This window comes from Nonomuraea sp. NPDC048892, assembly GCF_040649735.1.
GTDB classification, from domain to species: Bacteria; Actinomycetota; Actinomycetes; order Streptosporangiales; family Streptosporangiaceae; genus Nonomuraea; species Nonomuraea maheshkhaliensis.
The window spans coordinates 1-22,401 of sequence record NZ_JBEZFZ010000018.1 but is presented as its reverse complement, the minus strand read 5'-3'; the positions used below and the strand labels follow the sequence as shown (position 1 = coordinate 22,401).

Here is a 22,401-nt window from a genome sequence, read left to right as displayed (position 1 = left end):
ACCGGGGATCCGTGAGACCGGGCACCGGGCGGAGGGCGGATCGCTAGACTTGGCGATCTTCCTTGACGACGGGAGCGCTCCCTTGAGACTGGAGATCAGGTGCCTCGGGCCCTGGGAGGTCGAGGCGGACGGCGAACCGGTGCACATCGCCGGGGCGCGACGGGTGGGGGTGCTGGCCCGGCTCGCGCTGGCCGCGGGGCGGTCCGTACCGGCCGAGCGGCTGCTGTCCGACGTGTGGGAGAGCAGCTCCGCCGCGACCGCGGGCAAGCAGGTGCACATCGTGATCTCGAAGCTCCGCGAGGCGTTCGCCGCCCACGGCGGCGCTGAGCTCATCGAGACCGTGCCCGGCGGCTACCGGCTGGCGATCGAGCCGGAACACGTGGACGCGCACGCCTTCACCGGCCTGGCCAGGCGGGCCAGGGCCGCCTGCGCCGAAGGCGGCTTCACGAGCGCGGACGGGCTGTTCCGCGGGGCGCTCGCGCTGTGGCGGGGCCCGGCGCTGGGCGAGGTGGACGCGACCTGGGCGCGGATCGAGGCCGACCGGCTGGAGGCGGAGCGGCTGTCCGTCCTGGAGGACCACGCCGAGCTGCGTCTGTCCGCCGGCGACCACCGCGCCCTGACCGGTGAGCTCGCCGCGTACGTCAGCAAGCATCCGCTGCGGGAACGACCGGCCGCCCAGCTCATGCTCGCCCTGTACCGCGACGACCGGGCGCCCGAGGCCCTTGAGGTCTACCAGCGCCTGCGCCGGACCATGGTCGAGGAGCTGGGCATCGAACCCGGCACCGAAATACGACGGCTCCAGCAGGCCGTACTCGTCAAGGACCCCGAACTCGACCTGCCGCCGGAACGGCGGAGCACGCCCGGCCGGCCCGCCGCCCCCGCCGAGCTGCCCGCCGGCACCCAGGCGTTCACGGCGCGAACGGCCGAGATCGAACAACTCGAAGCCGACCTGACCGGCACCCCCGAGACCGGCTCGACGAGTGGGAGCACGGTCAGCGTGATCAGCGGGCCGGGTGGCATCGGCAAGTCCGCGCTCGCCGTCCACGTCGCCCACTCCGTCGCCGGACGTTTCACCGACGGCGTCATCTACGTCGACCTGCACGGATCCACCGCCGGGCTCACCCCCTTGACGCCCGTCGAAGCCCTCGGCCACCTGCTGCGCTCCCTGGGCCTGGACGGCACCGCCGTCCCCGTGGACGCCGAGGAGGCCGCCGCCCGTTACCGCTCGCTCACCGCGGCGGGCCACCTGCTGGTGATCCTCGACAACGCCCGCGACGCCCGCCAGGTCCGCTCGCTGCTGCCCGCGGGGCCGGGCTGCCGCGTCCTGGTCACCAGCCGCGATCCGCTGGTCACCCTGGACAACGCCCGGCACCTGCGGCTCGACCGGCTCGACGACGCCGAAGCCGTCGCGCTGCTCGCCCGGGTCGCCGGCGCCGGCCGGGTACAGGCCGAGCCGGAGGCGGCGGTGGAGATCGCCCGGCTCTGCGGCGGTTTCCCGCTCGCGCTGCGCGTCATGGGAGCCCGCCTGGCGGCCCGTCCCGACTGGTCGCCGGCCGATCTCGCGGTCCGGCTGGCCGACGCCACCCGGCGGCTCGACCTGCTGGAGTACGCCGACCTGGCCGTACGCGCCAGTCTCGCGGTCAGCCACGAGCAACTGCGCGAGGAACCGGGAAGGCAGGACGCGGCGCGGCTGCTGGCCCTGCTGGGGCTGGTGGACCTGCCCACGCACACCTTGGCCACCACCGCCGCGCTGACGGACTGGACCGAGCACCGCGCCGAGACCGCCCTGGAGCACCTGACAGACGCCCGCCTGCTCGAACCCGCCGGATCCGGCCGTTACCGGATCCACGACCTCGTCCGGCTGTACGCCCGTGAGCAGAAGGTCTCCGGCGAGGACCGGGCCGGCGCGGCCGGGCGCGTGCTGGACCACTACCTGGCCACCGCGCAGCGGGCGTGCGGGCTCCTCTTCGGCGACGGCGTGGCCGGTAACCTGTTCCCCACCGCGCGGGCAGGGGAGGAGCTCACCTCCCTGGCGGACGCCAACGACTGGGTGCACCGCGAGCGGGACAACCTCCTCGCGGCGGCACGGCAGGCGGCGCGCGACGCCGACCCTTCGACGGCGGGCCTCGCGAACGCCATCACGTGGCTGTTCGAGCGCCGGGGCTGGTTCCCCGAGCTCATCGAGGTGACCGAGGCGGCGCTGCGGCTGGCCGGGAAACAGGAGGACTGGACCGCCCGCGCGTACCTGCTGCAGGGGCTCGGCGGCGTCCATCAGCAGCTCGGGCGCTTCCTGACGGGCGCGACCTACCTGGAGGAGGGCCTGGCCTGCTGGGACCGGGCGGGGCTGCCGGACAGGAAGGCGGGCATCCTCAACGACCTCGGCGTCACCTACACCTTGATGGGCCGCTACGACGACGCGCACGCCGCGCTGGACCAGGCCCTCGCCATCACCGAACGGACGCGGCGCAGGGCCCACGAGTCCTACGTGCGCAACAACCGGGTGCATGTCTTCTACCGTCAGGGGAGACACGAGGAAGCGGTGAGCGAGGCGCGGCACACCCTGGCGCTGACGGAGGAGTCGGGCGACACCGGCGACCTCGGCATCGCCAACGACTCCCTGGCCGACGCCTACCGGGCCTGCGGGATGGCGCACGATGCCGTCGAGAGGTACCGGCAGGCGATCGAGCTCCAGCGCACGGCCGGGCACCTGATGGGCGCAGCGGTGTCCTGCTGGTGGCTCGGCCACACGCTGTACGACCTCGGGCGGCACGAGGAGGCCAGGCGGTCCTGGCAGGAGTCGCTGGAGATCCTGCGCGAGGCGCACCTGCTCACCCCCGCCGAGGTGGCGGGATACCTCGCCCAGCCGTTCCCGGACACCCCCGGGCCGATCAGGAACCAGCTCTGACCATGCACGATGAACCGGCTGATGAGTTGAGGCAACGGCTGCGCCACGTCCATTGGATCGGCGGCGGCAGCGGAGCCGGCAAGTCCACCGTCGCCCGCCGCCTCGCCGGCCGCCACGGCATGCGCCTGTACGACACCGACGCGGTCATGCCCGATCATGCCCGCCGCCTGCCCGCGGACCGGGCTCCCTGCCTGGGCCGGTTCACCGCCATGGACATGGACGAGCGCTGGGTGAGCAGGAGCCCGCGCGAGATGCTGGACACCTTCCACTGGTATCGCGGCGAAGGCTTCGAGCTGATCGTCGAGGACCTCCTGGCTCTGCCCGCCGATCGCCCGGTGGTCGCCGAGGGCTTCCGGCTGCTCCCGGACCTGGTCCGGCCGCTGCTCGCCGACGTGGACCAGGCGGTGTGGCTGCTGCCGACGCCTTCCTTCCGCCGGGCGGTGTTCGACGGCCGCGGCGGACCGGACTGGGCCTTCCTGGCCAGGACCGGCGATCCGCGGCGGGCGCTGCGGAACGTGCTCGAACGCGACGCGCTGTTCACCGAGCGGCTCGCCGGGCAGGTCCGGCGCCTGGGGCTGCACGGGATCGAGGTCGACGTCGGGGACGCCGAGGACGACCTCGTCCGGCGGGTCGCCGTGACGTTCGGGCTGGAGCGATAGGGCGTTCCGCGATAACTTGGTCGTATGACCAACTTGGCCGATCGGCCAACTTCGTCGCGGGGCGACCGCCGTCGCGAGCAGCTGGTGGAGACCGGCGTCGCACTGCTGGGCCAGGACGGATGGCCGGGAGTCACCACGCGCGCCGTGGCCGAGCAGGCCGGCACCAACCCGGGCCTGATCCACTACCACTTCGGCGGGCTGGCCGGGCTGCACGCCGCTATCTTCCGCCGGGCCACCGACCTGGTCATCAGCCCGCTGCTCACCGAGTTGCTCGGCGTCACGGACGAACGGGCGGCGCTGCGCACGATGCGCGGCACGCTGCCCCACGCGAGCGGCGACGAGCGGACGACCCGCCTGGCCGCGGAGCTGATCGTGGGAGCCACCCGCGACCCCGCGCTCGGCGCGGTGCTCCGCGACGAGCTGCGCCGGGTGCGCGCCCAGGTGGCCGACCGGCTCGGCCTGCTGCATCCCGGCTGGCCGGCCGCCCGGCGGGAGGGCGCGGCCACCCTGATCGTCGCCGCGATCGACGGGCTGATGCTGCACCACATGGTCGACGCGGACCTGCCCATGGACCAGGCGCTGGCCGCGGCGGAAGACCTGCTGGGGGACGACGGCCCCTGAAGACCCCTCCCCCATGGCGACACCCCTCACGAGAAAGGCCGACCACCATGGAGATCGTCAACCGGCCCGCGCCGCCGACCGGGCTGCGCCGCAGGCTCTGGCGCCTGCCCATCGTGCTCTACCGCCTGGGCCTGGGGCGGCTGCTGGGCGAGCGCGTCATGCTGCTCACCCACACCGGCCGCGTCTCGGGGCTGCCCCGCCAGGCCGTCATCGAGGTCGTCCAGCACGACGAGCTCGGCTACGTCGCCGCCTCCGGCTTCGGGGAGCGGGCGGACTGGTACCGCAATGTCATGACCGCCCCCGAGGTCGTCCTCCAGGTGGGCGGCAGGACGCTCAAGGCTGCCGCGGCGCCACTCTCCGCCGACGACGGCGCGGAGCTCATGGCCCGGTACGCGCCCCGCCATCCGGTCGCCGCCCGCCGGCTCTGCCGGATCATGGGCTTCGCCGTGGACGGCAGCGAGGCCGACTACCGCGAAGTGGGGCGGCGCATCCCCTTCGTCCGCTTCACCCCGGCCTGATCAGCGATCACCGGCGCGCCGGGGAACGGCCTTCCCGATGAACGATTCACTGCCACCCGGCAAGGAGCCGGAAACTTTCAAGCGACAGGCATTGATGAAAAGAAGTTTCGGGGATATCTTCACGATCATCCGCCCGGGCGCCCGACCTCCACCCCCCTCCAGAGGTGAGCATGCCTATGCCCGCACGGCCGGCACGAATGACGGCCATGAAGCCCACGATCCTCGCCCTCTCGATCGCCCTGGCGGCGGCGCTGTCCCCCCAGGCCGCCTCCGCCGCCCCTGCCGCCTCGTCATCCTCCGCCTCCGCCTCCGCGCGGGTGATGGCCTCGCACAAGAGCCCGTTCAACTGCGGCAAGACGTTCTACGCCAACAACTGGATCGACACTCCGGCGCACAACCCCGAGGGCTCCATCGACTGGCAGACGTACGGGAGCGACGCCATCAACGGCGAGCCCGTGCGCGCAACCGCCGCGGGCACCGCGTACTTCAACGACGCGGGCAGCACGAGCTACGGCAAGTGGGTCGAGGTCCGTCACAGTGACGGCACCAGGACCCGGTACGCCCACCTGGCGACCATGGTGCGGGCGGCCGGCGGCTCGATGAGCGTCGGCCAGGGCACCCAGATCGGCACGGTCGGCTCCACGGGCGGCTCCAACGCGCCTCACCTGCACTACGAGCAGCGCACCTCCGGCGGAGCCGTCGACACCAGCCCCACGGTCGAGGGCGTGACCGTGTCCCTGGGCCAGAAGAAGGCCGTGACCAGCACCAACGCCTGCGGCGGCAACCCGTACACGCCCGAAGAGGTCTGCGGCAGCGGTTACGCGACCATCGACTCGGCCGCCCTCACCGGCGGGCGGGTGTACCTGCTCTACAACTCCGGCAACGGCAACAACTGCGTCACCACGCTGAAGACGACGAACGTCGGGACGCCGTCGTCGATGTCGGCCTTCCTGGAGCCCGAGGGTTCCAGCAGGACGACGAACTCGGGCAGCTTCGGCTACTACGCCGGGCCGGTGACGCGGTCCGCGCCCGGGACGTGCGTCAAGTGGGGCGGCTCCATCGGCAGCGACTCCTACACCAGCCCCTTCGAGCACTGCGGTTCCTGACGACCGAGCCCCCGCCCCCCACCACCGGTGCGGGGGCTCGCCGCCGGTCAGGTGAAGGCGGGCATGATCCGGTCGTGGATCAGCCTGAGCTGGGTGTCCACGTCCGCCACCTCGGGCAGCTCCCGCCCCATGAACTGCTTGACCAGCGTCGCGTCCGTGACGGCGAGGATCATGTGGTTGACGCCGGCCGGCTCGATCTCGCGCTTGATCTTGGCCACGCACTCCTCCGGCGTTCCGGAGATGGACAGCCGCTCCCCCAGCTCGGGCGTGGTCAGCTCGACCGCCCTGGCCAGGTCGCCGGCGCCGAGGGCGTCCACGATGGGCTTCATCGCGCCCGGGTCGACGCCGTTGCGTTCGAGCTGCTCGGCGGGCATGGACGAGGCATACAGGCCGACCATGCTGCGGGCGGCCTCCTTGGCCACGGCCGAGTCGGGGCCGGTGGCGAAGACGACCCAGGCGCCGATGTCCATCGACGAGGGGTCCTTGCCCGCCTTCTCCGCGCCGGCCCGGAAGTTCTCGACCAGGTAGTCGTAGGCTTCGCGGGTGTAGCTGAGCGCGTGGTGCACGCCGTCGGAGAGCTCGCCGGCCGCCCGGAACGAACGCGGCCCGCGCATCGCGCCGAGCTTGACCGGCACGTGTTCCTGGACCGGCCGGGCGAAGGTGAACAGGCCGCTGTACTTGAAGAACTCGCCGTCGAAGGTGATCGCGCCGTCGTCCAGCAGGGTGCGGACCACGTGCGCCGCCTCCTTGACGCGCGACAGCGGCTTGGTGACCGCCCAGTCGATGCCGTACTGGGCGAGCAGCCCGAAGTTGCCGCTGGACAGGACCACCTCGGCGCGGCCGTCGCTGAGCTCGTCGAGCGTGGCCGCCGCCTGGGCGATCAGCGTCGGCTCGCGCAGCACCACCGAGGAGACGCTGGGCCCGAACCTGATGCGCGACGTCTGCTGGGCGGCGGCGGCGAAGAGCAGCCACAGGTCCTTGTGCCAGGTCTCGTCGGCGGCGTAGCAGGCGTGGAAGCCGAGTTCGTCGGCCAGGCGGATGGAGGCCAGCGACTCGCGCAGCGGGTAGTCGGGGAGCATCACGTAGCTGAACTTCATTGGGGGACCTCCTGTGGGATGGCGTCGCCCGAGGGGGCTCCGCCCTTGTCGTACGGCCGGGCGGCCAGCAGGTAGGCCAGCCCGGCGGCGATCACCACCAGCCCGGACAGGGCGACCAGGTAGTCGTCGTACCAGGGGGCGCCGGGCGTTCTCGGCCAGGCCATGTTGACGATGGCGAGCACCCCGTAGATCAGCGCGGCCACGTTGACGGCCAGGCCCGCGCGGCCGAGCGTGAACGGGCCCGACGGGCGCCAGCCGCGCAGCCTGGCCCGCAGCGCCGCCAGCACCACCATCTGGAAGCCCAGGTAGATGCCGAGCACCGCGAATGAGATGATCTTGATGAGGGCGTCCTCCGACACGATCGAGCCCAGCACGACCACGGCGGGAACGACGGCGGCGACCAGCAGCGCGTTCGGCGGGATGCGCCTGGCCCGGGAGAACCTTCTGAACACGCGGCTGCCCGCGATCATGTCGTCGCGGGCGTAGGAGTACAGCAGCCGGCTCGCCGCCGCCTGCAGACTGAGCGCGCACGACAGGAACGACAGCAGCACCACGCCGAACACGACCTTGAGCCCGACCGGGCCGAAGGCGGCGGTCACCACGTTCGTGACGGGGTCGGGGTCGGCGCCGGAGACGACGGCGGCGAAGTCGGGCACGGCCAGCAGCAGCGCCAGGCAGACGAACGTGGCGGCGGCGCCGCCCACGTAGATGGTCATGCGCATGGCCTTGGGGATGCGCCGGGTGGGGTCGGGCACCTCCTCGGCCACGTCACCGCACGCCTCGAACCCGTAGTACTGAAAAATCCCGATAAGTCCGGCCGCCAGGAACGCAACGAAATATCCGGACTCCGACCCGGCGCCGAACGAGTCGAACAGCACCCCGAGCCCGTGATGGCGCTCGGTGAGCAGCAGCCACCCGCCCACCGCCAGCGCCCCGACCAGCTCGGCGGCGAAGCCGATGATCGCCGCCACCGCCAGGGCCCTGGTCCCGCCCAGGTTGATCGCCAGCGCCACGCCCAGGATGACCAGCGCGCACAGGATCGTGTTGCCGGTGCTCACCCCGATCCCGAGGAAGGCCGACAGGTACGGCCCCGCCCCGTACGCCACGCTCGCGATCGTCACCAGCAGCGCGACCAGGTACACCCAGCCCGTCATCCAGGCCCAGCGCCGCCCCCACAGCCGCCTGGCCCACGGGTAGATGCCGCCGGTCAGCGGATACTGCGAGACGATCTCGCCGAAGACGAGCGCCACCAGGAACTGCCCGGCGCCCACGACGACCAGGCTCCAGATCATCGGCGGCCCGCCGACCGCCAGCGACGAGGCGAACAGGGTGTAGACACCGACCACGGGCGACAGGTACGTGAACCCGAGCGAGAAGTTGGCCCACAGGCTCATGTCCCTGCGGAACTCCGAGGTGTAGCCGAGGTCGGCCAGCCGGGTGTCGTCGCCCCGGCTCGGCGGCACGTCATTCGTCGAGGTCATGGAGCAGCTCCTCGCCGGAGATCACCTTGCCGGCGAAGTGCCGGTGCATCCAGGCCAGGTGGTCGGCCCGGGCGCGGACCAGGCGCAGCGTGTCCCAGTTGGGGAAGGTCTGCTGGGTCACGTGCTCGGTCATGAGCGCGGGCTCGACCTCGAAGACATGCTCGAAGCGGGTGATCGCCACGTCGGTCACGCGCCGGGCCGGTGGAGGCGACATCTCCTCCTGATGGCGATAAGTCATGACTTCTCCGTATAAGCCTGGTCGAGCAGGTACTTGCCGGGGTTCATGATGTTGTTCGGGTCGATGACCCGTTTGACGGCGAGCATCACGTCGTACCCGCCGCCGAGCTCGGCCGGGACCAGGTCCACCTCGCCCTCGCGGCAGGAGCCGTGGCAGGCGCTGATCGAGCCCCCGTGCCGCAGCGTCACGGCGGCGAGTTCGCGCTTGGCCCGCACCCACGCCTCCCAGGCGGTGTCGTCGAGCCGCTGCTCCCAGATGCCGATGTCGATCTCGGTGAGGTAGTCGGCGCCGGTCGCGCCGTTGGTGTAGGCGAACATGCCCCAGTCGTCGAACACGTCGCTCTCGCGCCTGAGCCGCTCGGCGATCTCGTGCCAGGCCAGCCGGACGGCGGGCAGACGGGTGTAGTTGATCGAGGCGTCCTCGCAGTGCCAGCTCATCGGCACGACCTGTCCCGACCGGGTACGACCGTGCAGCGGCGTGGCGTACCGGTCGTGCCGGGCCGCCCAGTCGCCCTCGGAGATCTCGTCGCCCAGGTAGCGGGCGCCGAGCGAGCGGGCGATGCGCAGCAGCCGCCGGCCGCCGGCCCGCACCTCGTCCTCGTAGCCGTAGAGCGCGGCGCAGACCAGCGCCTTCACCGACGACGGCTGGGGGATGTAGGCCTCGTCGTCGCGCCGCAGGTAGTCGACCTTCCACTCGTCGAACAGCACCGCGCCGGCGAACGTGGCCACGCCCGCCCGCGCCAGCGCCCCGACCGCGCGATAGGCGCTGTCGTAGTCCTCGAACGCCCAGAACGGCGAGAACTCCGCCTCCGGCTTCGGGAACAGCTTCAGCGTCGCCTCGGTGGCGATGCCGAGCGTGCCCTGATGGCCCATGAACAGGTGCTTGAGCTGGTAGCCGCTGGAACTCTTGGTGATCTTCCGGCCGATGCCGTCGCCGACGTGGATGACCCGGCCGCCCGGCAGCACGTGGTCGAAGCTGAGCACCAGGTCGCGGGTGTGGCCGTACCGGGAGCCGATCAGGGACCAGCCGCTGGTGCCGATCCGGCCGCCGACGAGCGAGCACGGGTAGGAGGCCGGATCGTCCGGATAGATCAGGCCGTGGCGGGCCAGGACCTCGTTCAGTTTGAGCGCGTTGATGCCGGTGCCGACCGTGCAGGTGCGGTTGTCGAGATCGATCTCCTTGATCTGGTTGATCCGCTTGACGTCCACCACGATGCCGCCGCGCAGCGGCACCGCGCCGTCGGTCAGCCCCGTGCCGCCGTCGCGCGGCACGACCGGGATGCGCAGGGCGTCGGCCAGCCTGAGCACCTCCGCGACCTCCTCGGTGGAGGCCGGCAGCACCACCAGGTCGGGCATGCGCTCGGCCCACCGGTGCACGGGGAACGGCGCGGGCACGCGCGCCCGGTTGAGCCGGTCGGCCTTGCCGGTCAGCACGTGCTCGGGGCCGAGGATCCGCCGCAGTTCGTCCAGTACGGGATCATCGATCAGCACCGTCATGACGCCACCTCCGGCACCCGTCCACCGCTCATGGGGCCACCCCCAATGACTCGGCCAGCAGCTCGTGCACATCCACCACGTCGATCGAGCGCGCCCCGCCCGCCTCCGCCAGCGGCCGCTCCGACCACGGACAGGCGCTGACCAGCGTGTCCACGCCCAGCTCGGCCGCCTTGCCGATCCGCTGCTCGCTGATCTTCGCGGTCAGCTCCGGCTTCTCGACGGGCAGCCCGCCGCCTCCGCCCGAGCAGTACGACCACTGCGACACCCGGTCCACGTCGTGGAAGGTCAGCCCGGGGATCGCCCGCAGGATCTCCCTCGGCTCCCGCCAGACGCCCTTGCGCTTGTTGAGCCGGCACGGGTCGTGGTAGGTCACCGTGCGCTCGACCGGGACGTGCGGCGTCAGCCTGCCCTCCCTGATCAGCTCCGCGAGCAGCTCCACGACCAGCACGATCTCGATGTCGTAGTCGTCGCCGAAGTAGCGGGGATAGTCCTCGGTGAACGTGATGTAGTCGTGCGGGTCGAGCACCAGCACCCGCCGCACCCCGGCCGCCCGCCAGTCGTCCAGGTTGTGCCGGGCGAAGCGGCGGGCCTGCTCCTCGTACCCCATCTCGGCCGCCGGGCCGCCGCAGCACCACTGCTCGTTCATCAGCCCGAACGGGTAGCCGGCCAGGCTGAGGATCCGGGCCACCGAGCGCGGGACCGAGGTGCGGTGGAAGGCCGCCTCGCAGTCGACGAACAGGATGCTCTCCCCGCCGAACGGCAGGTCGAGCCCTTCGGCCCAGTCGCGGACCCGCGCCTGGTCCACGGGGGTGCCGTCGAGCACCGGCTCGTGCCGGCGCTCCTCGGTCAGCAGGTTCCAGCGCCGCCAGCCCGGCTGGTGCACGCCCTGCGCCACGGCCAGCCCGCGCACGGCCTTGACCAGGTCGACCGTACGGGTGCGGAAGCGGTAGAAGTCGCCGGTGAACAGCGAGTTGGGGCAGCGCACCTCGCACGCGCCGCATCCGGTGCAGTTGACGTAGTCGGCCGCGACGTCCGCGACCTCCAGCTCACCCTTCTCCATCGCCACGACGTTGGCGTGGAAGGCGGTGGGGCTCCAGGACTCGTTCCGCGTGACCTGCATGACGGGGCAGACCTCGCGGCAGAACTTGTGGCCTGAGGAGAAGCAGTTGTAGGCGGCGTCGCGCCACTCCTCGGCGAACCGTTTCTCGGGCCCTTTCTCGGGCCTGTCGTCGGGATCCGGCATGTGGCCTCCCAGGCAAGCGGGATCGCGCTGTGCGGGTTGCGCTTAAAAGTATGAGTTCATATTTCAAAAGGCAATATGCTGGAGCGCGTGAGTCAGCTTCCCAGGGCGGCCGTCTTCGCCCCGCTCGACGACGGTTCCGGCCGGGTGGAGGTGGTGGTGCGCCGGCTGGCCGAGGCCATCGCGCTCGGCCTCATCGCCGACGGCGACCAGCTCCCCGCCGAGCTGGAGCTGGCCAACGCGCTCAAGGTCTCCACCGTGACGTTGCGCGCGGCGCTGGCCGCCCTGCGCGAGCGCGGCCTGGTCGAGACGCGCAGGGGGCGCGGCGGTGGCACGTTCGTGCTCGCGCCCGCCGACCCGTCCACGGCCCGGCTCCGGCGCCGCCTGCGCGAGCTCAGCACGTCCGAGCTGCGCGAGATCGGCGACTACCGCTGCGCCATCGCCGGCACCGCCGCCCGGCTGGCCGCCCTGCGCGCCTCCGCCGACAACGTCGCCCGCCTGCGCCAGCTCGTCGGCCGCCTCGACGCGGCCGGCTCCGTGGGCGAGCGCCGCAGGGCCGACGGCCGCTTCCACATCGAGGTCGCCGCCGCCGCCCAGTCCGTACGGCTGACCCGCGCCGAGATCGACATCCAGTCCGAGGTGGGCGAGCTGCTCTGGCTCCCGTACGGCGAGGCCGTCGATCCGCGTGACGTCGTGCGCAGCCACACCCGGGTGGTCGACGCCATCGAGGCCCGCGACCCGCTCCTGGCCAGGGCGCTCACCGAGGAACACCTCGACAAGGGGACGGAGCGTCTGATGGAGTTCCATTGGCGGCTCGTCGCATCCGAATGAGGAGGCAACGATGAGCGATCGGCACGTCGACCAGGTGGCCGACCGGGTTCACACGATCGTCGCGGACATCTTCGACTCGCTGGATCGCATCCTCGACAGCGTCGTGGCCTGCTATCGCGCCTCCGGCTCCTTCGCCTGCGCCGACCTGGCCGGGGTCCGGCCCGAGATCTTCGCCTGCCTGAGCCGGGCGCACGACGTGGTCGCGGGGGCCGGCGTCATCGTCGCGCCCGGCGTGCTGGCCGACCGCCGGCGGTGGCTGGAGTGGTGGCAGGCGCCGCCCGAGCAGGATCCGACCTTCCTCGACGTCGACCTCGACCCGGAGAGCCTCGACTTCTACGACTACACGCACGCCGAATGGTTCGCCGTCCCTGAGCACACCCACCGCCGCCACATCGTCGGCCCGTACGTCGACTACGGCGGCACCGACACGTACATGCTGACCTTCACCGCGCCCGCAGAGGTGAACGGCCGCTTCCTCGGCGTGGTGGGCGCCGACGTGCGGGCGGCCACGTTCGAGGCGCTGCTGCTCGGGGTGCTGGCCGCGAGCCCGACCACGATCACGCTGGTGAACGGCGAGGACAGGGTGGTGGCGACCAACTCACCCCGCCTGCCCGCCGGCTCCCTGCTCCCGCAGCCGGCCCCGCACCGGCTCCCGCTGGCCGGCTCACCGTGGAGCATCGTCACGACCACCGGGGACCGCGCGATCAGCTCCCTGTGACCGGGCTCGGCCCGGGTGCGCTCGTCCCCTGGTACAAGGACGCGGCGGGCCGCCCCATCCGCCTGCCATGGCCTTGATACAGGTGTGCCGGCCCCGAGGCTCGGCCCGCACACACCCGGGGCCCGCGTCCCGGCGCCGCGGATTCTCAGCCTGTGGGCTCGGGTTCGGCGGCGCCGGATTCCTCCCCTTCGGCGGTTCCGGCCGCTTCCCGGCGTTCCTCCTCGACCTTGCGCTCCGGGTCCGGCGGCGGCTCGACCGGCTCCGACGGGATCGGGCGGGGTGTCCGCCTGATCCGCACGCCGGCGCGCTCGGCGATCGTGTCGCTCTCGCCGTTGACCCGTCCCACGGCTTCAGGCATGTCTTCGGGGGTTACGTCCTGTGCGCTCATGACCCGCACCTGCCCGCAGATCGCCGTCCGAAGCGGCCGCCGCTGTTTCGACGGACGTTTCCGCGACCGTTCCGGCGGCTGTGTTGGTGCCTGTATTAGCGACTGTATTGGCGGCTGTTGTGGCGACCGGGCCGAGGGCTGAGTCGGCGGCCGGATCGGCGCCAGGGTCCGCGGCCGGTTCCGCGTCGGCCGGCAGCCGCATGCTCAGCCGGACGACCGTCCCGCCGGGGCCGGTGGTGAAGCGCACCTCGTCGCTCAGGCGGCGCATCAGCCAGATCCCCCGGCCGCCGGGAGCCGCGCACGGCGGCAGGCTCTCCGCGTCGAGCACGGGGTCGGGGATGCCCGGCCCCGTGTCGCGGACCTCGCACAGCAGCGCGCCGTCCACCCGCCACATGCGCAGCCTGCCCTGCCCGCCACCGTGCTGGACGGCGTTGACCACGCCCTCGTTGACCGCCGCGAGAAAGTCCTCCAGCCGCTCGCCCGCCAGCCCCTGCCCCCGGGCCCGGCCGGAGACGGCATGCCGCGTGGCCTGCAGGCGAGCTCCGTCGAACCCCATGCTGAGCAGGGGAAGGGTCTCCATGATCGCGCCCCTCTGGGAACCGGTTCTCGTAGGACAGGACACTCCTCGCATTGAGAGCCGCCAGGTGCGTCCGGCGATCCGGCCCGTTCGCCGTCGCGGGCGAACGGAGCGTCGTGATCGCCGGCCCCCGCGATCCGCGGCTGCGTGATCCGCGGCCCCCGGCCCGCCGCGTCTGATCCGCCGCAGGGGAATCCGGCACCGCAAGCCCTCGCCGAGCCAGTGCGCGCACACCCGCATGCCCGCACTGTAGGCGGACGCCCCTGGAGCGTCGAGACACAATCCCGGACCGGTGGCGGCCGCCTCGAAAACCGAGCAAATGATCGTTAATATGCGGGAATGACGCGTACGGACGCCATGCCGGTCTCGCCGGTGGGCACGCTGTTCGGAGTTCCCGCCGGTCAGGACCTGTCCGCGAGCAGCCTCGTGGTGATGGGCGTGCCGTTCGACATGGGCTACCACCCCACCCGCATCGGCGCGCGCTCGGGCCCCGCGCACGTGCGGGCGCACTCCGCCCTGGTCGCCGAGCACCTCGACGGGTTCGGCACGAACCTGCTGCGCGAGCTCGGCGTGATCGACGCGGGTGACGTGGACGTACGGCCGGGCGACGTCGGCCAGAGCTTTCCCGCCATCGAGGCCGGGGTGTCGCGGATCCTCGCGGCGGGCGCCGTGCCGCTGACCCTGGGCGGCGACGGAGCGGTCACGTTGCCCCAGCTCCGGGCGCTGAAACGGCATCGGGACGGCTTCGCCGTACTCCACTTCGACGCCCACACCGACGCGTACGACGGCATCTACCCCTACGAGTACAACAACGCCAACACGTTCGTGCACGCCGTGACCGAGGGGCTGATCGACCCGGCGGCGTCGCTGCACGTGGGCATGCGCGACACCGACCACCGAGGCACTCCCGGGATCGTGGGCGTGGCCAGGGACCTCGGCTACGAGGTCGTCACCATGGACGAGTTCACCGCCATGGGCGTGCCCGCGCTGGTCCAGCGGATCCGGGCCAGGTTCGCCGGCGTTCCCGTCTACCTCTGCTGGGACATGGACGTCTTCGACCCGTCCGCGGCGCCCGGCGTGGTCACCCCCTCCTGGGGCGGGATCACGGTGCGGGAGGGGCTGAGCATCCTGCGCGGGCTGCGCGGGCTCGACTTCGCCGCCTTCGACGTCAACACCGTGAGCCCGCCGCACGACCATGCGGGCCTGACCGGCAGTCTCGCCGCGCAGGTCGCGATGGAGTGCGTGTTCCTCCTCGACGCCTGCCGCCCCGCCGGGCAGCCGGGCTGAGCGGGCCGCTTCCGGCGGCGGAGGCGGTGACCGCGAGCAGAAGGCTCAAAAGCCCCGTGGGCGCGGGTGCCTGTCTACCGTGGGCAGAACGGGAGATTTCCAGACTCACGGGGGTGAAGTCTTGTGACGTTCTCAACCATCGTGGCAGCCGTATTCATGATCGCGATCGCGCTCATCGTCGTACGGTCGGTGTGGTCGCTGCTCAGCGGCTCGCCGGCCCTGCGCAGAGGCTCCGGCAACCCCGGTATTCCACGCTACGGATCAGGGATGCCCGGCTCCTACCACAGCCACAGCAGTGACAGCGGCGACGGGGGTGGCGGCTGGGGCGGCGACGGGGGTGGCGGAGGCTGCGGGGGTGGCGGCGGCGGGGGCGACTGACGGCCCTGGATAGTGGCGCGCGATCGGGACCGGTCCCCGTGCGGATGCGGTTGAGTGCCCGTATGGACCGCTCGCGCCCGCTGGCCCGCGTTCTGCTCGGTACGGCCGCCGCCGTCGCGCTCGTGTCGTGCTCCGCGCAGGAGCCGGCACCCGGCGACGCCGCCGCGTCCCGTGCGCCCGCCACCGCTTCCCCCACGTCCTCCGGCGGTTCCCCCGCCACAGCACCCGCCACCTCACCCGCCGCGTCCAGCACGCCCTCCACCACCGCGTCCACCACCGCGTCCGCTACCCCGTCGCCCCGCCGGAAGCTGCCCGATGCGGCCGACGGCGGCAATCGACGTTCGTGCGCGGACGGCAGGTGCGAGATCCGGGTGAAACGCAAGGCCCAGATCCCGCTGCCGGCGCGCTACGGCATCGGCCCGATCCAGGTGACCGGCGTCAGTTCCCGCACGGTGACGATGTTCGCACCGCTGACCAGCTCGAATTTCTCCAAAGGCACCGGCTGCACGGCCTCCATCACGGGGCCGTCGCAAGGCGCACCCGGTTACGTGATCCTGGACTGCTCCGTCGGGATGAAGACGGTCATCAACAAGATGCGCCTGGAGGTGCTCGGCGCAGTCGGCAAGACCGCCGTCATCCGCATCCGCCCCGCGAAGTGACCTCGGACGCCCGCAAGCCGACCGCCGACCGCCGACCGCCGACCGCGAGGCAACCACAAACGGCCGCGAGGCGACCGCCGATGACCGCGAAGTGACCGCAAGTTGATCGCGAGCTGATCGTCAGGGTGACCTCGACGCGGGTGCTCACGCCACGGGCGTCCGTGGGTCCGCCAGGAGGCGCCGGGCCTCGCGCCGATGGCCGGCGAGCTGGGCCAGCGCCGCACCCGCCGCGCGCACGATGGCCGCGCGCTGCCCGGCCCCGTGTCGCAGGGCGCGGGCGGTGGCGCCGAGCAGGCCGGGCAGGGCGAGGGTCGCGCGTGGGTCGCGCAGGCGGGAGTAGGTGTCGAGGACGCGGCGCACGCCGTCCTCGTCGCTGGTCAGCGCTCTGAGCAGCTCGAACTGCACGTGGGCCAGGCCGTCGCCGCGCCCGAGCAGGTTCGTCCAGTGGTAGGTGTGCACGCACTGCGCGTCGCGCGTGCGCTCCCACGCGCGGGTGGCCCGGTCGAGCGCGGCGGGGTCGTCCAGTACGCCGGCGACGGCCTCCCCGAGCAGCCGCCCGAACCGTACGGCGTCCCGGATGCCCTGCGCGGTGACCGGGTCCTTGAAGTGCCCGGCGTCGCCGGCCAGCGCCCAGCCGGGGCCCGACGAGCGGCGGAAGTACGACGGGTGCTCGGCCGAGCTGACGATCTTCGTGCCGCGCACGCATCCCGCCAGCCGCTCGGCCAGCCCGGGGACGAGACCCACCGTACGGTCGAACTCCGCCTCCAGGTCCCCGCGAAAGTCCGCCGCCCGCTCGACCGGCGGCATCAGCAGGACCAGCGTCAGCCCCGCGTCGCAGGGAAAGGCGTTGCCCAGTTCGCGGCCGGTCAGCCACATCGCGGCGGTGTCGCGCCACTCCGCGCGCGGGTCCTCGTAGTAGGCGTAGTAGCAGGCCCGCCCGTGGGCGTGGGAGACGCGCGGGCGCTCAGCGCCGGCCAGGCGGGCGACGGTCGAGCGGCGGCCGTCGGCGCCGACGACGAGGCGGGCGCGGATCTCGTACTCCCTGCGCCGGTCGCGGTCCTCGACGCGCACGCCTGCGACGCGGTCGTGCTCCCACAGCAGGCCGGTGACGCGGTGCCCGTGCCTGATCTGCGCCCCGGCCTCGGCGGCGGTCTCGGCCAGCGCCGCGTCCAGCGGGGCGCGCCGGACGCAGAGGCCGTGGCCGATCCCGTCGACCGGGGTGCACGAGCCGGCCCGCCCTGGCGAGGGTGGCGGCCGTGGCCGACCCCGCGCAGCGCGCCCCGGCGACGACGACGTCAGCCTGCTCGGTCATCAGACCTCCCACCGGCGCTAACCGACTCATGTGTCGGTTAAGAAAGACGGTAAGCGGCCGGGGCCGCCGCGTCAACGCCGGACGGTAGGGTGCTCGGCATGGCCACCAAGGAGCCGAGGAAGCGCATGCCGGGCTCGGCCCGCCGGAGCCGGATCGTCGAGGCGGCCCTGGAGGTCTTCGCCGCGCGCGGCTACCACGCCACGGCGATGGAGGAGATCGCGGTCGCGGCAGGGGTGACGCGGTCGGTGCTCTACGACCACTTCCCGTCCAAGCGGGTGCTGCTCATCACGGTGCTCCAGGAGCAGAACGCCCGGCTGGTCGAGCACGTCGGCGGCCGGATCACCGGCTCGGGCTCGCCGGAGCGGCGGCTGCGCGCCACGCTCGACGCGTACTTCAGCTTCACCGAGGCCAACCCGGGCGCGCGCCGGCTGCTGTTCGACCACACCGACGAGGACGACCCCGAGATCAAGGTTGTGCGCTGGGGCATCAGGGAGACCCGCACCCGCTCGGTGGCCGCGATGCTCGGGCCCGACCTGCGCCGCCTGGGGCTCGATCCCGAGACCGAGGCCGCGCAGGCGGTGGTCGAGCTGCTGATCTCGGGCACCGACGGCCTGGCCCAGTGGTGGGCCAGGCACCCGACGATGTCACGTGACCGGCTCGTCGAGGCCGCCATGCTGGTGCTGTGGAACGGGCTGTCCACACTGCCGGAAACCGGCGCCCGCTGAGCCCGCGCACGTTCGCGTATTGACAGAAGTGAGGCATGCCTTCATCGTTCGGCCTAACTGAACCAACAGCAGTGTCGGTTAGGCAGGAGGTTCGCCGTGGACCAGCGAGAGAACGGGATCGGGCGCAGGGGCTTCGTCACGGGTGCGATCGCCACGGCGGCCGGCTCCCTGTGGGGCGCCACACCGGCCGAGGCGGCGAGCGGCCGCAAGGCGCCGTCGCTCGCGAGGGCGGCGGGCAGGACCTGCCCGGCGAGCACGGCTTCCGCTTCTTCCCCGGCTTCTACCAGAACCTGCCCGACACCATGAGCCGCATCCCGGCCGGCACCGGCACCGTACGCGACAACCTGGTCCCGGCGAGCTTGGAGGCGATCGCGTACAAGGGGAAGGAGTTACGCGTCCCGGTGCCGGGCAGCATCGGCGGGACCCTCACCCCCGAGGCGATCAGGGACTACCTGCGCAGCGCCGTCACCGCCGTCAGCACGGTCCCGCTGCGCAGATCGAGTTCTTCGTCGCCAAACTGGTCACCTTCGTGACGAGCGGGCCGCGCCGGCGGCTCGGCCAGTGGGAGAACATGGGCTTCGCCGACTTCATCAAGGCCAGCTCCATGTCGCAGGAATACCGCGAGCTGCTCGTGCACCTGTTCACCGCGTCCCTGGTGGCGGCCCAGCCGGACAAGGCCAACACCCGCACGATGGGGCTGATGTTCGAGGCGCTCGTCTACAGCGCGCTCGGCCTCGGCCCGTACGGGCCGCCCGACCAGGTGCTCAACGGCCCCTCCAACGACGTGTGGATCACGCCCTGGATCGACCACCTGACCGGCCTCGGGGTGCGGTTCGAGGTCGGCTGGACCGCGACCGGCTTCGACTACTCCGGCGGCCGGATCACCGGCGTACGGCTGACCGATCCCAGCGGCGCCACCGGCACGGTGAGCGCCGACCACTACGTGGCCGCGCTCCCGGTCGAGCGGCTGCGGCCGCTGCTGACGCCCGCGATGAAGTCCGCCGACCCCGCGCTGGCCCGGCTGGACCGGCTGGAGACGGACTGGATGAACGGGGTCATGATCTACCTGAAGGAGCCCCGTCCGATCGCGAACGGTCACCTCATCTACGCGGCCACCCCGTGGGCGCTCACCTCGATCAGCCAGGCCCAGTTCTGGACCGGGGACCTCGCGGCGCGCTACGGCGACGGCACCGTCACGGACTGCCTGTCGCTCGACCTGTCGGACTGGAACACGCCGGGCATCCTGTTCGGCAAGACGGCCAAGCAGTGCACCCGGCCGCAGATCGTGCAGGAGGTGCTGGCCCAGGTGCGTTCGGCGCTGCCCGGCGGCGCGGCGCTGCTGCCCGACTCGATCGTACGGTCCTGGTTCGTCGACCCGGCGATCACCGGCGAGGGTACGCCGGCGGTGGCCAACGACGAGCCGCTGCTCATCAACGCGCCCTCCTCCTGGGCGGACCGGCCGGGCGCCACCACCGCCATCCCCAACCTCTTCCTGGCCGCCGACTACGTCCGCAACAGCATCAACCTGGCCACGATGGAGGGCGCGAACGAGGCCGGGCGCATGGCGGCCAACGCCGTTCTGGACGCCTCCGGCTCCTCCGCCGCCCGGGCCCGGCTGTTCGACCCGTACTGGCCGGGGCGGTGACGGCCCGCCCCGGCCCTGGGGTGCGCTATACGCCCGTGATCACGAAGCCGGTGCCCGGTTCCCTGACGATGTCGCCGGTCGCCGAGTTCGTGATGGTGACGCCGCTCAGGGTCGCGCTGCCCCGGGCGCCGCCGTGGGCCAGGATGCCCGCGCCGTTGTTGGACTTGTCGATGCGGACGTTCGTGATGACGACGCCGGGCATGTTGCCACCGCCCGCCTTGAACTGGATGCCGTCATAGGTCGAGTCGGAGATTTCGGTGTCGCGGATGGTCACGCCGGTGATGTCGCGATTCTGGGCGAACAGGGTGATGGCGCCGAACTTCTGCGCCTCGCCCCAGAAGACGCCGCCGCAGCGGTACAGCGCGTTGCCGGCGATCAGCGTCTGGCCGGAGAAGGGCAGCGGGTTGTGGTCGGTGGCGAGCATGATGCCGGGGTAGTTCATGGTGTCGTACACCAGATTGTTCTCGATCTTGTTGCCGTAGCCGCCGTAGATCGCGATGCCGTTGGCCCGCCACGGGAGCTGGACGGTGTTGTTGACGAACGTGTTGTCGTGGGCGATGTCCACCGACGGGTCCTTGACGAACGGGTTGGCCCAGACGGCCAGCGAGTCGTCCCCGGTGGTGCGGAAGCTGGAGTTGAACACGCGCGAGTTCCGCGTCCCGTTGCTGAAGTTGATGCCGTCGGCGTAGGTGTCGCGGATGCGCATGCCGCTGAACTGCAGCCCGTCGGCCGGCCCCCACAGCTCGGGGATGTTGTCGTAGTCGCGGCCGACCCAGACGCCCACGTTGGCGTGCTCGATCCAGACATTGCTGATCTTCGTGTTCCGGCCGAAGCGGCCGTTCAGCCCGACGCCGCCCTCGGCGCCGCCGGGGCCGCCGCGGATCCGGCCGGAGCCGAAGATGGCCACGTCGGAGATCTGCACGTTGTCGTCGATGTCGAAGCCGAAGTTGCCCTCGTGCGGATGGTTGATGCCGCCCGTGGCCAGGTGCGGCTCGGTCAGGGTGTAGAACTGCGAGTGCCACATGCCCGCGCCGCGGATCGTCACGTTCCTGATGCCGACCTGGTTGTACTGGCCGCGGTTCAGCGGGTCGTCGGTGAGGATCTTCTTCTCCTGCCGCCACTGACCCGGCGGGATCCACACGCAGGCGATGACGCCGTTCTGGTCGTCGGTGACGGCCCGCTGGATCGCGTCCGTGTCGTCCCCGCCGTCGTCGGGGACGGCGCCGTAGTCGGTGATGGAGGTGCACTCGGCCGACTTGCCCGCCGCGGGCGCGACCTGCTCCAGGTCGATCAGGTCGATGATGTAGAACGCGGCGTCGTCGCCGGCGTCGCGCTGGAGGCGGAACTTGGTGCCGGCCGGGTACGAGCGCGACAGCAGCGCGTGCGACTCGTCGAACAGCCTGCGCGCGTCGGCCTGCGGGGTGTTGGTCAGCGCCTCCGGGTCGTCGCTGGTGCCGTATAGCCAGCTGTGCTTGGAGGAGAGGGTGAGTTTCCGTACGAAGGCGCCGTCGGCGTACAGGCTGATCGTGGCCTCCATGCCGCCGCCGCCCGGCGCGTCCGGGATGGAGTTGCGCACCACGATCGAGTTGGCCTGGTTCACGGAGGTGAACTCGACGTACTGGCCGGTCGAGTTCAGCCGGACCGACTTGCGGCCGGAGGACTCGGTGGCGAAGTTGGTGTGCCCGAACGTGCGCAGCGGGTCCGACTGCAGCAGGGTGCCCTGGTAGGAGGCCGCTTCCGCCTCGTACTCGACGTACGGCAGCGAGGCGCCGCGGCCGACGGTGATCGGCTGCGAGAACGTGTTGTTGCCCTCGTCGGTCTCGGCCACGACACCGGTCGCGTCCGCGGTGGCGACGGCGGTGGCGCCACCGCTGGTGGCGGTCCAGCCGCCGCTCACGGCCACGTTCGCCGTCGCGCCCGCGGCGATGGGCGAGGTCTGGGTGTCGAGCGTGGTGCCCCCGATCGCGACCCGGGTGACCGTGGTGGCGCCGGTCGTGGTGGTGCCGCGGTTCCTGACGGCCACGGTGAAGGTGACGCGGGTGCCGGCGGCGGGGTTCGGCGGCGTGGCGGTCAGGCCGAGGATCTGCAGGTCGGGGCCGGGCGCGTCGGCGACGACCAGGGGTGATGGCGCGGTGTGACCGTTGTTGGCCTCGTTCTGCTCGGGGACCGCGTTCTGCTCGTCCACCCTGGCTTCGAGCTGGTACGTGCCCGCGCTCCTGGTCCCGATGTTCGCCGACACGGTCGTGGCGGCTCCGGCGGCCAGCGCCGCGACGTCGGCGGTGCCGACCTTGGCGCCTGCGGCGTAGAAGGCGAGCGAGGTGGCGGCGGAGGCGGCGGTGCCGGCGTTCCTGACCGTGCCCGACAGCGTGATCGCGGTCGTCGCGGTCGGCGCGGCGGGCGTCCAGCTGAGCGCCGTCACCGTGAAGTCGGGGTTGGGTGCCGGGGTGCCGAAGATCTGGAACTCGGCGACCTGGCCGCCTGGGGCGCCGGTGTTGGCGGTGAACTGCAGGCGGACGTCGG

General features: G+C 72.1%; 22 protein-coding genes. 13 read left to right on the top strand and 9 right to left on the bottom strand.

The features are described 5' to 3' along the window. Window positions 1-82: 82 nt before the first annotated feature. From AB0C28_RS40080 to AB0C28_RS40060, 5 genes are all read left to right on the top strand, one after another. On the top strand, window positions 83-2,905 hold the full coding sequence (locus tag AB0C28_RS40080) for a BTAD domain-containing putative transcriptional regulator (RefSeq protein ID WP_358080543.1): 2,823 nt from the start codon (window positions 83-85) through the stop codon (window positions 2,903-2,905). 2 nt (window positions 2,906-2,907) lie between these two features. After that, entirely contained in the window at window positions 2,908-3,564 is a 657-nt protein-coding gene (locus tag AB0C28_RS40075) for a hypothetical protein (protein ID WP_358080541.1), read from the top strand. A gap of 24 nt (window positions 3,565-3,588) precedes the next feature. Then, window positions 3,589-4,185: a TetR family transcriptional regulator C-terminal domain-containing protein gene (locus tag AB0C28_RS40070; protein ID WP_357850189.1), complete on the top strand. Its 597-nt coding sequence runs from the start codon at window positions 3,589-3,591 to the stop codon at window positions 4,183-4,185. 47 nt (window positions 4,186-4,232) lie between these two features. Beyond that, window positions 4,233-4,703 carry a nitroreductase family deazaflavin-dependent oxidoreductase gene (locus AB0C28_RS40065; RefSeq protein WP_357850192.1) on the top strand — a complete coding sequence of 157 codons (471 nt, stop codon included), beginning with the start codon at window positions 4,233-4,235 and terminating at the stop codon, window positions 4,701-4,703. A gap of 206 nt (window positions 4,704-4,909) precedes the next feature. Continuing rightward, window positions 4,910-5,809: a M23 family metallopeptidase gene (locus AB0C28_RS40060; RefSeq protein ID WP_358080539.1), complete on the top strand. Its 900-nt coding sequence runs from the start codon at window positions 4,910-4,912 to the stop codon at window positions 5,807-5,809. Between the two features lie 47 nt (window positions 5,810-5,856). On the opposite strand, the gene AB0C28_RS40055 is transcribed toward AB0C28_RS40060, so the two are convergent. Genes AB0C28_RS40055 through AB0C28_RS40035 form a run of 5 tightly spaced genes read right to left on the bottom strand, consistent with a single transcriptional unit; the run spans window position 5,857 to window position 11,364 of the window. After that, window positions 5,857-6,906 carry an LLM class flavin-dependent oxidoreductase gene (locus AB0C28_RS40055; protein ID WP_357850198.1) on the bottom strand — a complete coding sequence of 350 codons (1,050 nt, stop codon included), beginning with the start codon at window positions 6,904-6,906 and terminating at the stop codon, window positions 5,857-5,859. Beyond that, the gene (locus AB0C28_RS40050) at window positions 6,903-8,387 is read right to left on the bottom strand and encodes an amino acid permease (RefSeq protein ID WP_357850201.1); all 1,485 of its coding nucleotides are present in this window, start codon (window positions 8,385-8,387) and stop codon (window positions 6,903-6,905) included. The genes AB0C28_RS40055 and AB0C28_RS40050 overlap by 4 nt, the downstream gene beginning before the upstream one ends. Continuing rightward, window positions 8,371-8,625, bottom strand: coding sequence for a hypothetical protein (locus AB0C28_RS40045; protein ID WP_357850204.1), 255 nt, complete (start codon window positions 8,623-8,625; stop codon window positions 8,371-8,373). The genes AB0C28_RS40050 and AB0C28_RS40045 overlap by 17 nt, the downstream gene beginning before the upstream one ends. Next, a complete protein-coding gene (locus AB0C28_RS40040) occupies window positions 8,622-10,121 on the bottom strand; it encodes an FAD-binding oxidoreductase (RefSeq protein WP_358080537.1) in 1,500 nt (499 codons plus the stop codon). The genes AB0C28_RS40045 and AB0C28_RS40040 overlap by 4 nt, the downstream gene beginning before the upstream one ends. Before the next feature lie 28 nt (window positions 10,122-10,149). Continuing rightward, window positions 10,150-11,364, bottom strand: a complete 1,215-nt coding sequence (locus tag AB0C28_RS40035; protein ID WP_358080535.1) for a (Fe-S)-binding protein — start codon at window positions 11,362-11,364, stop codon at window positions 10,150-10,152. 87 nt (window positions 11,365-11,451) lie between these two features. On the opposite strand from AB0C28_RS40035, the gene AB0C28_RS40030 reads away from it, so the two are divergent. Continuing rightward, the gene (locus AB0C28_RS40030) at window positions 11,452-12,192 is read left to right on the top strand and encodes an FCD domain-containing protein (RefSeq protein ID WP_357850213.1); all 741 of its coding nucleotides are present in this window, start codon (window positions 11,452-11,454) and stop codon (window positions 12,190-12,192) included. 10 nt (window positions 12,193-12,202) lie between these two features. Beyond that, window positions 12,203-12,910 (top strand): cache domain-containing protein, encoded by a 708-nt coding sequence (locus AB0C28_RS40025; protein WP_357850216.1) that lies wholly within the window; start codon window positions 12,203-12,205, stop codon window positions 12,908-12,910. Window positions 12,911-13,055: 145 nt separating this feature from the next. On the opposite strand, the gene AB0C28_RS40020 is transcribed toward AB0C28_RS40025, so the two are convergent. Both AB0C28_RS40020 and AB0C28_RS40015 read right to left on the bottom strand, forming a co-directional pair. Beyond that, a complete protein-coding gene (locus tag AB0C28_RS40020) occupies window positions 13,056-13,268 on the bottom strand; it encodes a hypothetical protein (protein ID WP_358080533.1) in 213 nt (70 codons plus the stop codon). Beyond that, on the bottom strand, window positions 13,261-13,878 hold the full coding sequence (locus AB0C28_RS40015; RefSeq protein ID WP_357850222.1) for an ATP-binding protein: 618 nt from the start codon (window positions 13,876-13,878) through the stop codon (window positions 13,261-13,263). Before AB0C28_RS40015 ends, AB0C28_RS40020 begins: the two co-directional genes overlap by 8 nt. 336 nt (window positions 13,879-14,214) lie before the next feature. On the opposite strand from AB0C28_RS40015, the gene AB0C28_RS40010 reads away from it, so the two are divergent. From AB0C28_RS40010 to AB0C28_RS40000, 3 genes are all read left to right on the top strand, one after another. Continuing rightward, a complete protein-coding gene (locus AB0C28_RS40010; RefSeq protein ID WP_358080531.1) occupies window positions 14,215-15,162 on the top strand; it encodes an arginase family protein in 948 nt (315 codons plus the stop codon). Window positions 15,163-15,285: 123 nt separating this feature from the next. Continuing rightward, window positions 15,286-15,540: a hypothetical protein gene (locus tag AB0C28_RS40005; protein WP_357850228.1), complete on the top strand. Its 255-nt coding sequence runs from the start codon at window positions 15,286-15,288 to the stop codon at window positions 15,538-15,540. Window positions 15,541-15,602: 62 nt separating this feature from the next. Continuing rightward, window positions 15,603-16,199, top strand: coding sequence for a hypothetical protein (locus AB0C28_RS40000; RefSeq protein ID WP_358080529.1), 597 nt, complete (start codon window positions 15,603-15,605; stop codon window positions 16,197-16,199). A gap of 144 nt (window positions 16,200-16,343) precedes the next feature. Here AB0C28_RS40000 and AB0C28_RS39995 read toward each other — a convergent pair whose 3' ends face one another. Then, window positions 16,344-17,327, bottom strand: coding sequence for an FAD-dependent monooxygenase (locus AB0C28_RS39995; protein ID WP_358080716.1), 984 nt, complete (start codon window positions 17,325-17,327; stop codon window positions 16,344-16,346). Between the two features lie 282 nt (window positions 17,328-17,609). Here AB0C28_RS39995 and AB0C28_RS39990 point away from each other — a divergent pair, with 282 nt between their 5' ends. From AB0C28_RS39990 to AB0C28_RS39980, 3 genes are all read left to right on the top strand, one after another. Then, on the top strand, window positions 17,610-18,236 hold the full coding sequence (locus tag AB0C28_RS39990; protein ID WP_358080527.1) for a TetR/AcrR family transcriptional regulator: 627 nt from the start codon (window positions 17,610-17,612) through the stop codon (window positions 18,234-18,236). 170 nt (window positions 18,237-18,406) lie between these two features. Continuing rightward, window positions 18,407-18,769 carry a hypothetical protein gene (locus AB0C28_RS39985; RefSeq protein WP_358080525.1) on the top strand — a complete coding sequence of 121 codons (363 nt, stop codon included), beginning with the start codon at window positions 18,407-18,409 and terminating at the stop codon, window positions 18,767-18,769. Further along, window positions 18,766-19,881 (top strand): FAD-dependent oxidoreductase, encoded by a 1,116-nt coding sequence (locus AB0C28_RS39980; protein ID WP_358080523.1) that lies wholly within the window; start codon window positions 18,766-18,768, stop codon window positions 19,879-19,881. Before AB0C28_RS39985 ends, AB0C28_RS39980 begins: the two co-directional genes overlap by 4 nt. 25 nt (window positions 19,882-19,906) lie before the next feature. Here the strand turns inward: AB0C28_RS39980 and AB0C28_RS39975 are convergent. After that, the coding region (locus AB0C28_RS39975; protein WP_358080521.1) for a CARDB domain-containing protein at window positions 19,907-22,401 on the bottom strand (2,495 nt) is incomplete at its 5' end.

Bases quoted from the DNA above. Each gene is read 5' to 3' on its own strand.
- AB0C28_RS40060 (WP_358080539.1), top strand. From the start codon at position 4,910: ATGAAGCCCACGATCCTCGCCCTCTCGATCGCCCTGGCGGCGGCGCTG.
- AB0C28_RS40015 (WP_357850222.1), bottom strand. From the start codon at position 13,878: ATGGAGACCCTTCCCCTGCTCAGCATGGGGTTCGACGGAGCTCGCCTG.
- AB0C28_RS40035 (WP_358080535.1), bottom strand. From the start codon at position 11,364: ATGCCGGATCCCGACGACAGGCCCGAGAAAGGGCCCGAGAAACGGTTC.
- AB0C28_RS40045 (WP_357850204.1), bottom strand. From the start codon at position 8,625: ATGACTTATCGCCATCAGGAGGAGATGTCGCCTCCACCGGCCCGGCGC.
- AB0C28_RS40065 (WP_357850192.1), top strand. From the start codon at position 4,233: ATGGAGATCGTCAACCGGCCCGCGCCGCCGACCGGGCTGCGCCGCAGG.
- AB0C28_RS40050 (WP_357850201.1), bottom strand. From the start codon at position 8,387: ATGACCTCGACGAATGACGTGCCGCCGAGCCGGGGCGACGACACCCGG.
- AB0C28_RS40010 (WP_358080531.1), top strand. From the start codon at position 14,215: ATGACGCGTACGGACGCCATGCCGGTCTCGCCGGTGGGCACGCTGTTC.
- AB0C28_RS40040 (WP_358080537.1), bottom strand. From the start codon at position 10,121: ATGACGGTGCTGATCGATGATCCCGTACTGGACGAACTGCGGCGGATC.
- AB0C28_RS40000 (WP_358080529.1), top strand. From the start codon at position 15,603: ATGGACCGCTCGCGCCCGCTGGCCCGCGTTCTGCTCGGTACGGCCGCC.
- AB0C28_RS40070 (WP_357850189.1), top strand. From the start codon at position 3,589: ATGACCAACTTGGCCGATCGGCCAACTTCGTCGCGGGGCGACCGCCGT.
- AB0C28_RS39990 (WP_358080527.1), top strand. From the start codon at position 17,610: ATGGCCACCAAGGAGCCGAGGAAGCGCATGCCGGGCTCGGCCCGCCGG.
- AB0C28_RS40025 (WP_357850216.1), top strand. From the start codon at position 12,203: ATGAGCGATCGGCACGTCGACCAGGTGGCCGACCGGGTTCACACGATC.
- AB0C28_RS40020 (WP_358080533.1), bottom strand. From the start codon at position 13,268: ATGCCTGAAGCCGTGGGACGGGTCAACGGCGAGAGCGACACGATCGCC.
- AB0C28_RS40075 (WP_358080541.1), top strand. From the start codon at position 2,908: ATGCACGATGAACCGGCTGATGAGTTGAGGCAACGGCTGCGCCACGTC.
- AB0C28_RS40055 (WP_357850198.1), bottom strand. From the start codon at position 6,906: ATGAAGTTCAGCTACGTGATGCTCCCCGACTACCCGCTGCGCGAGTCG.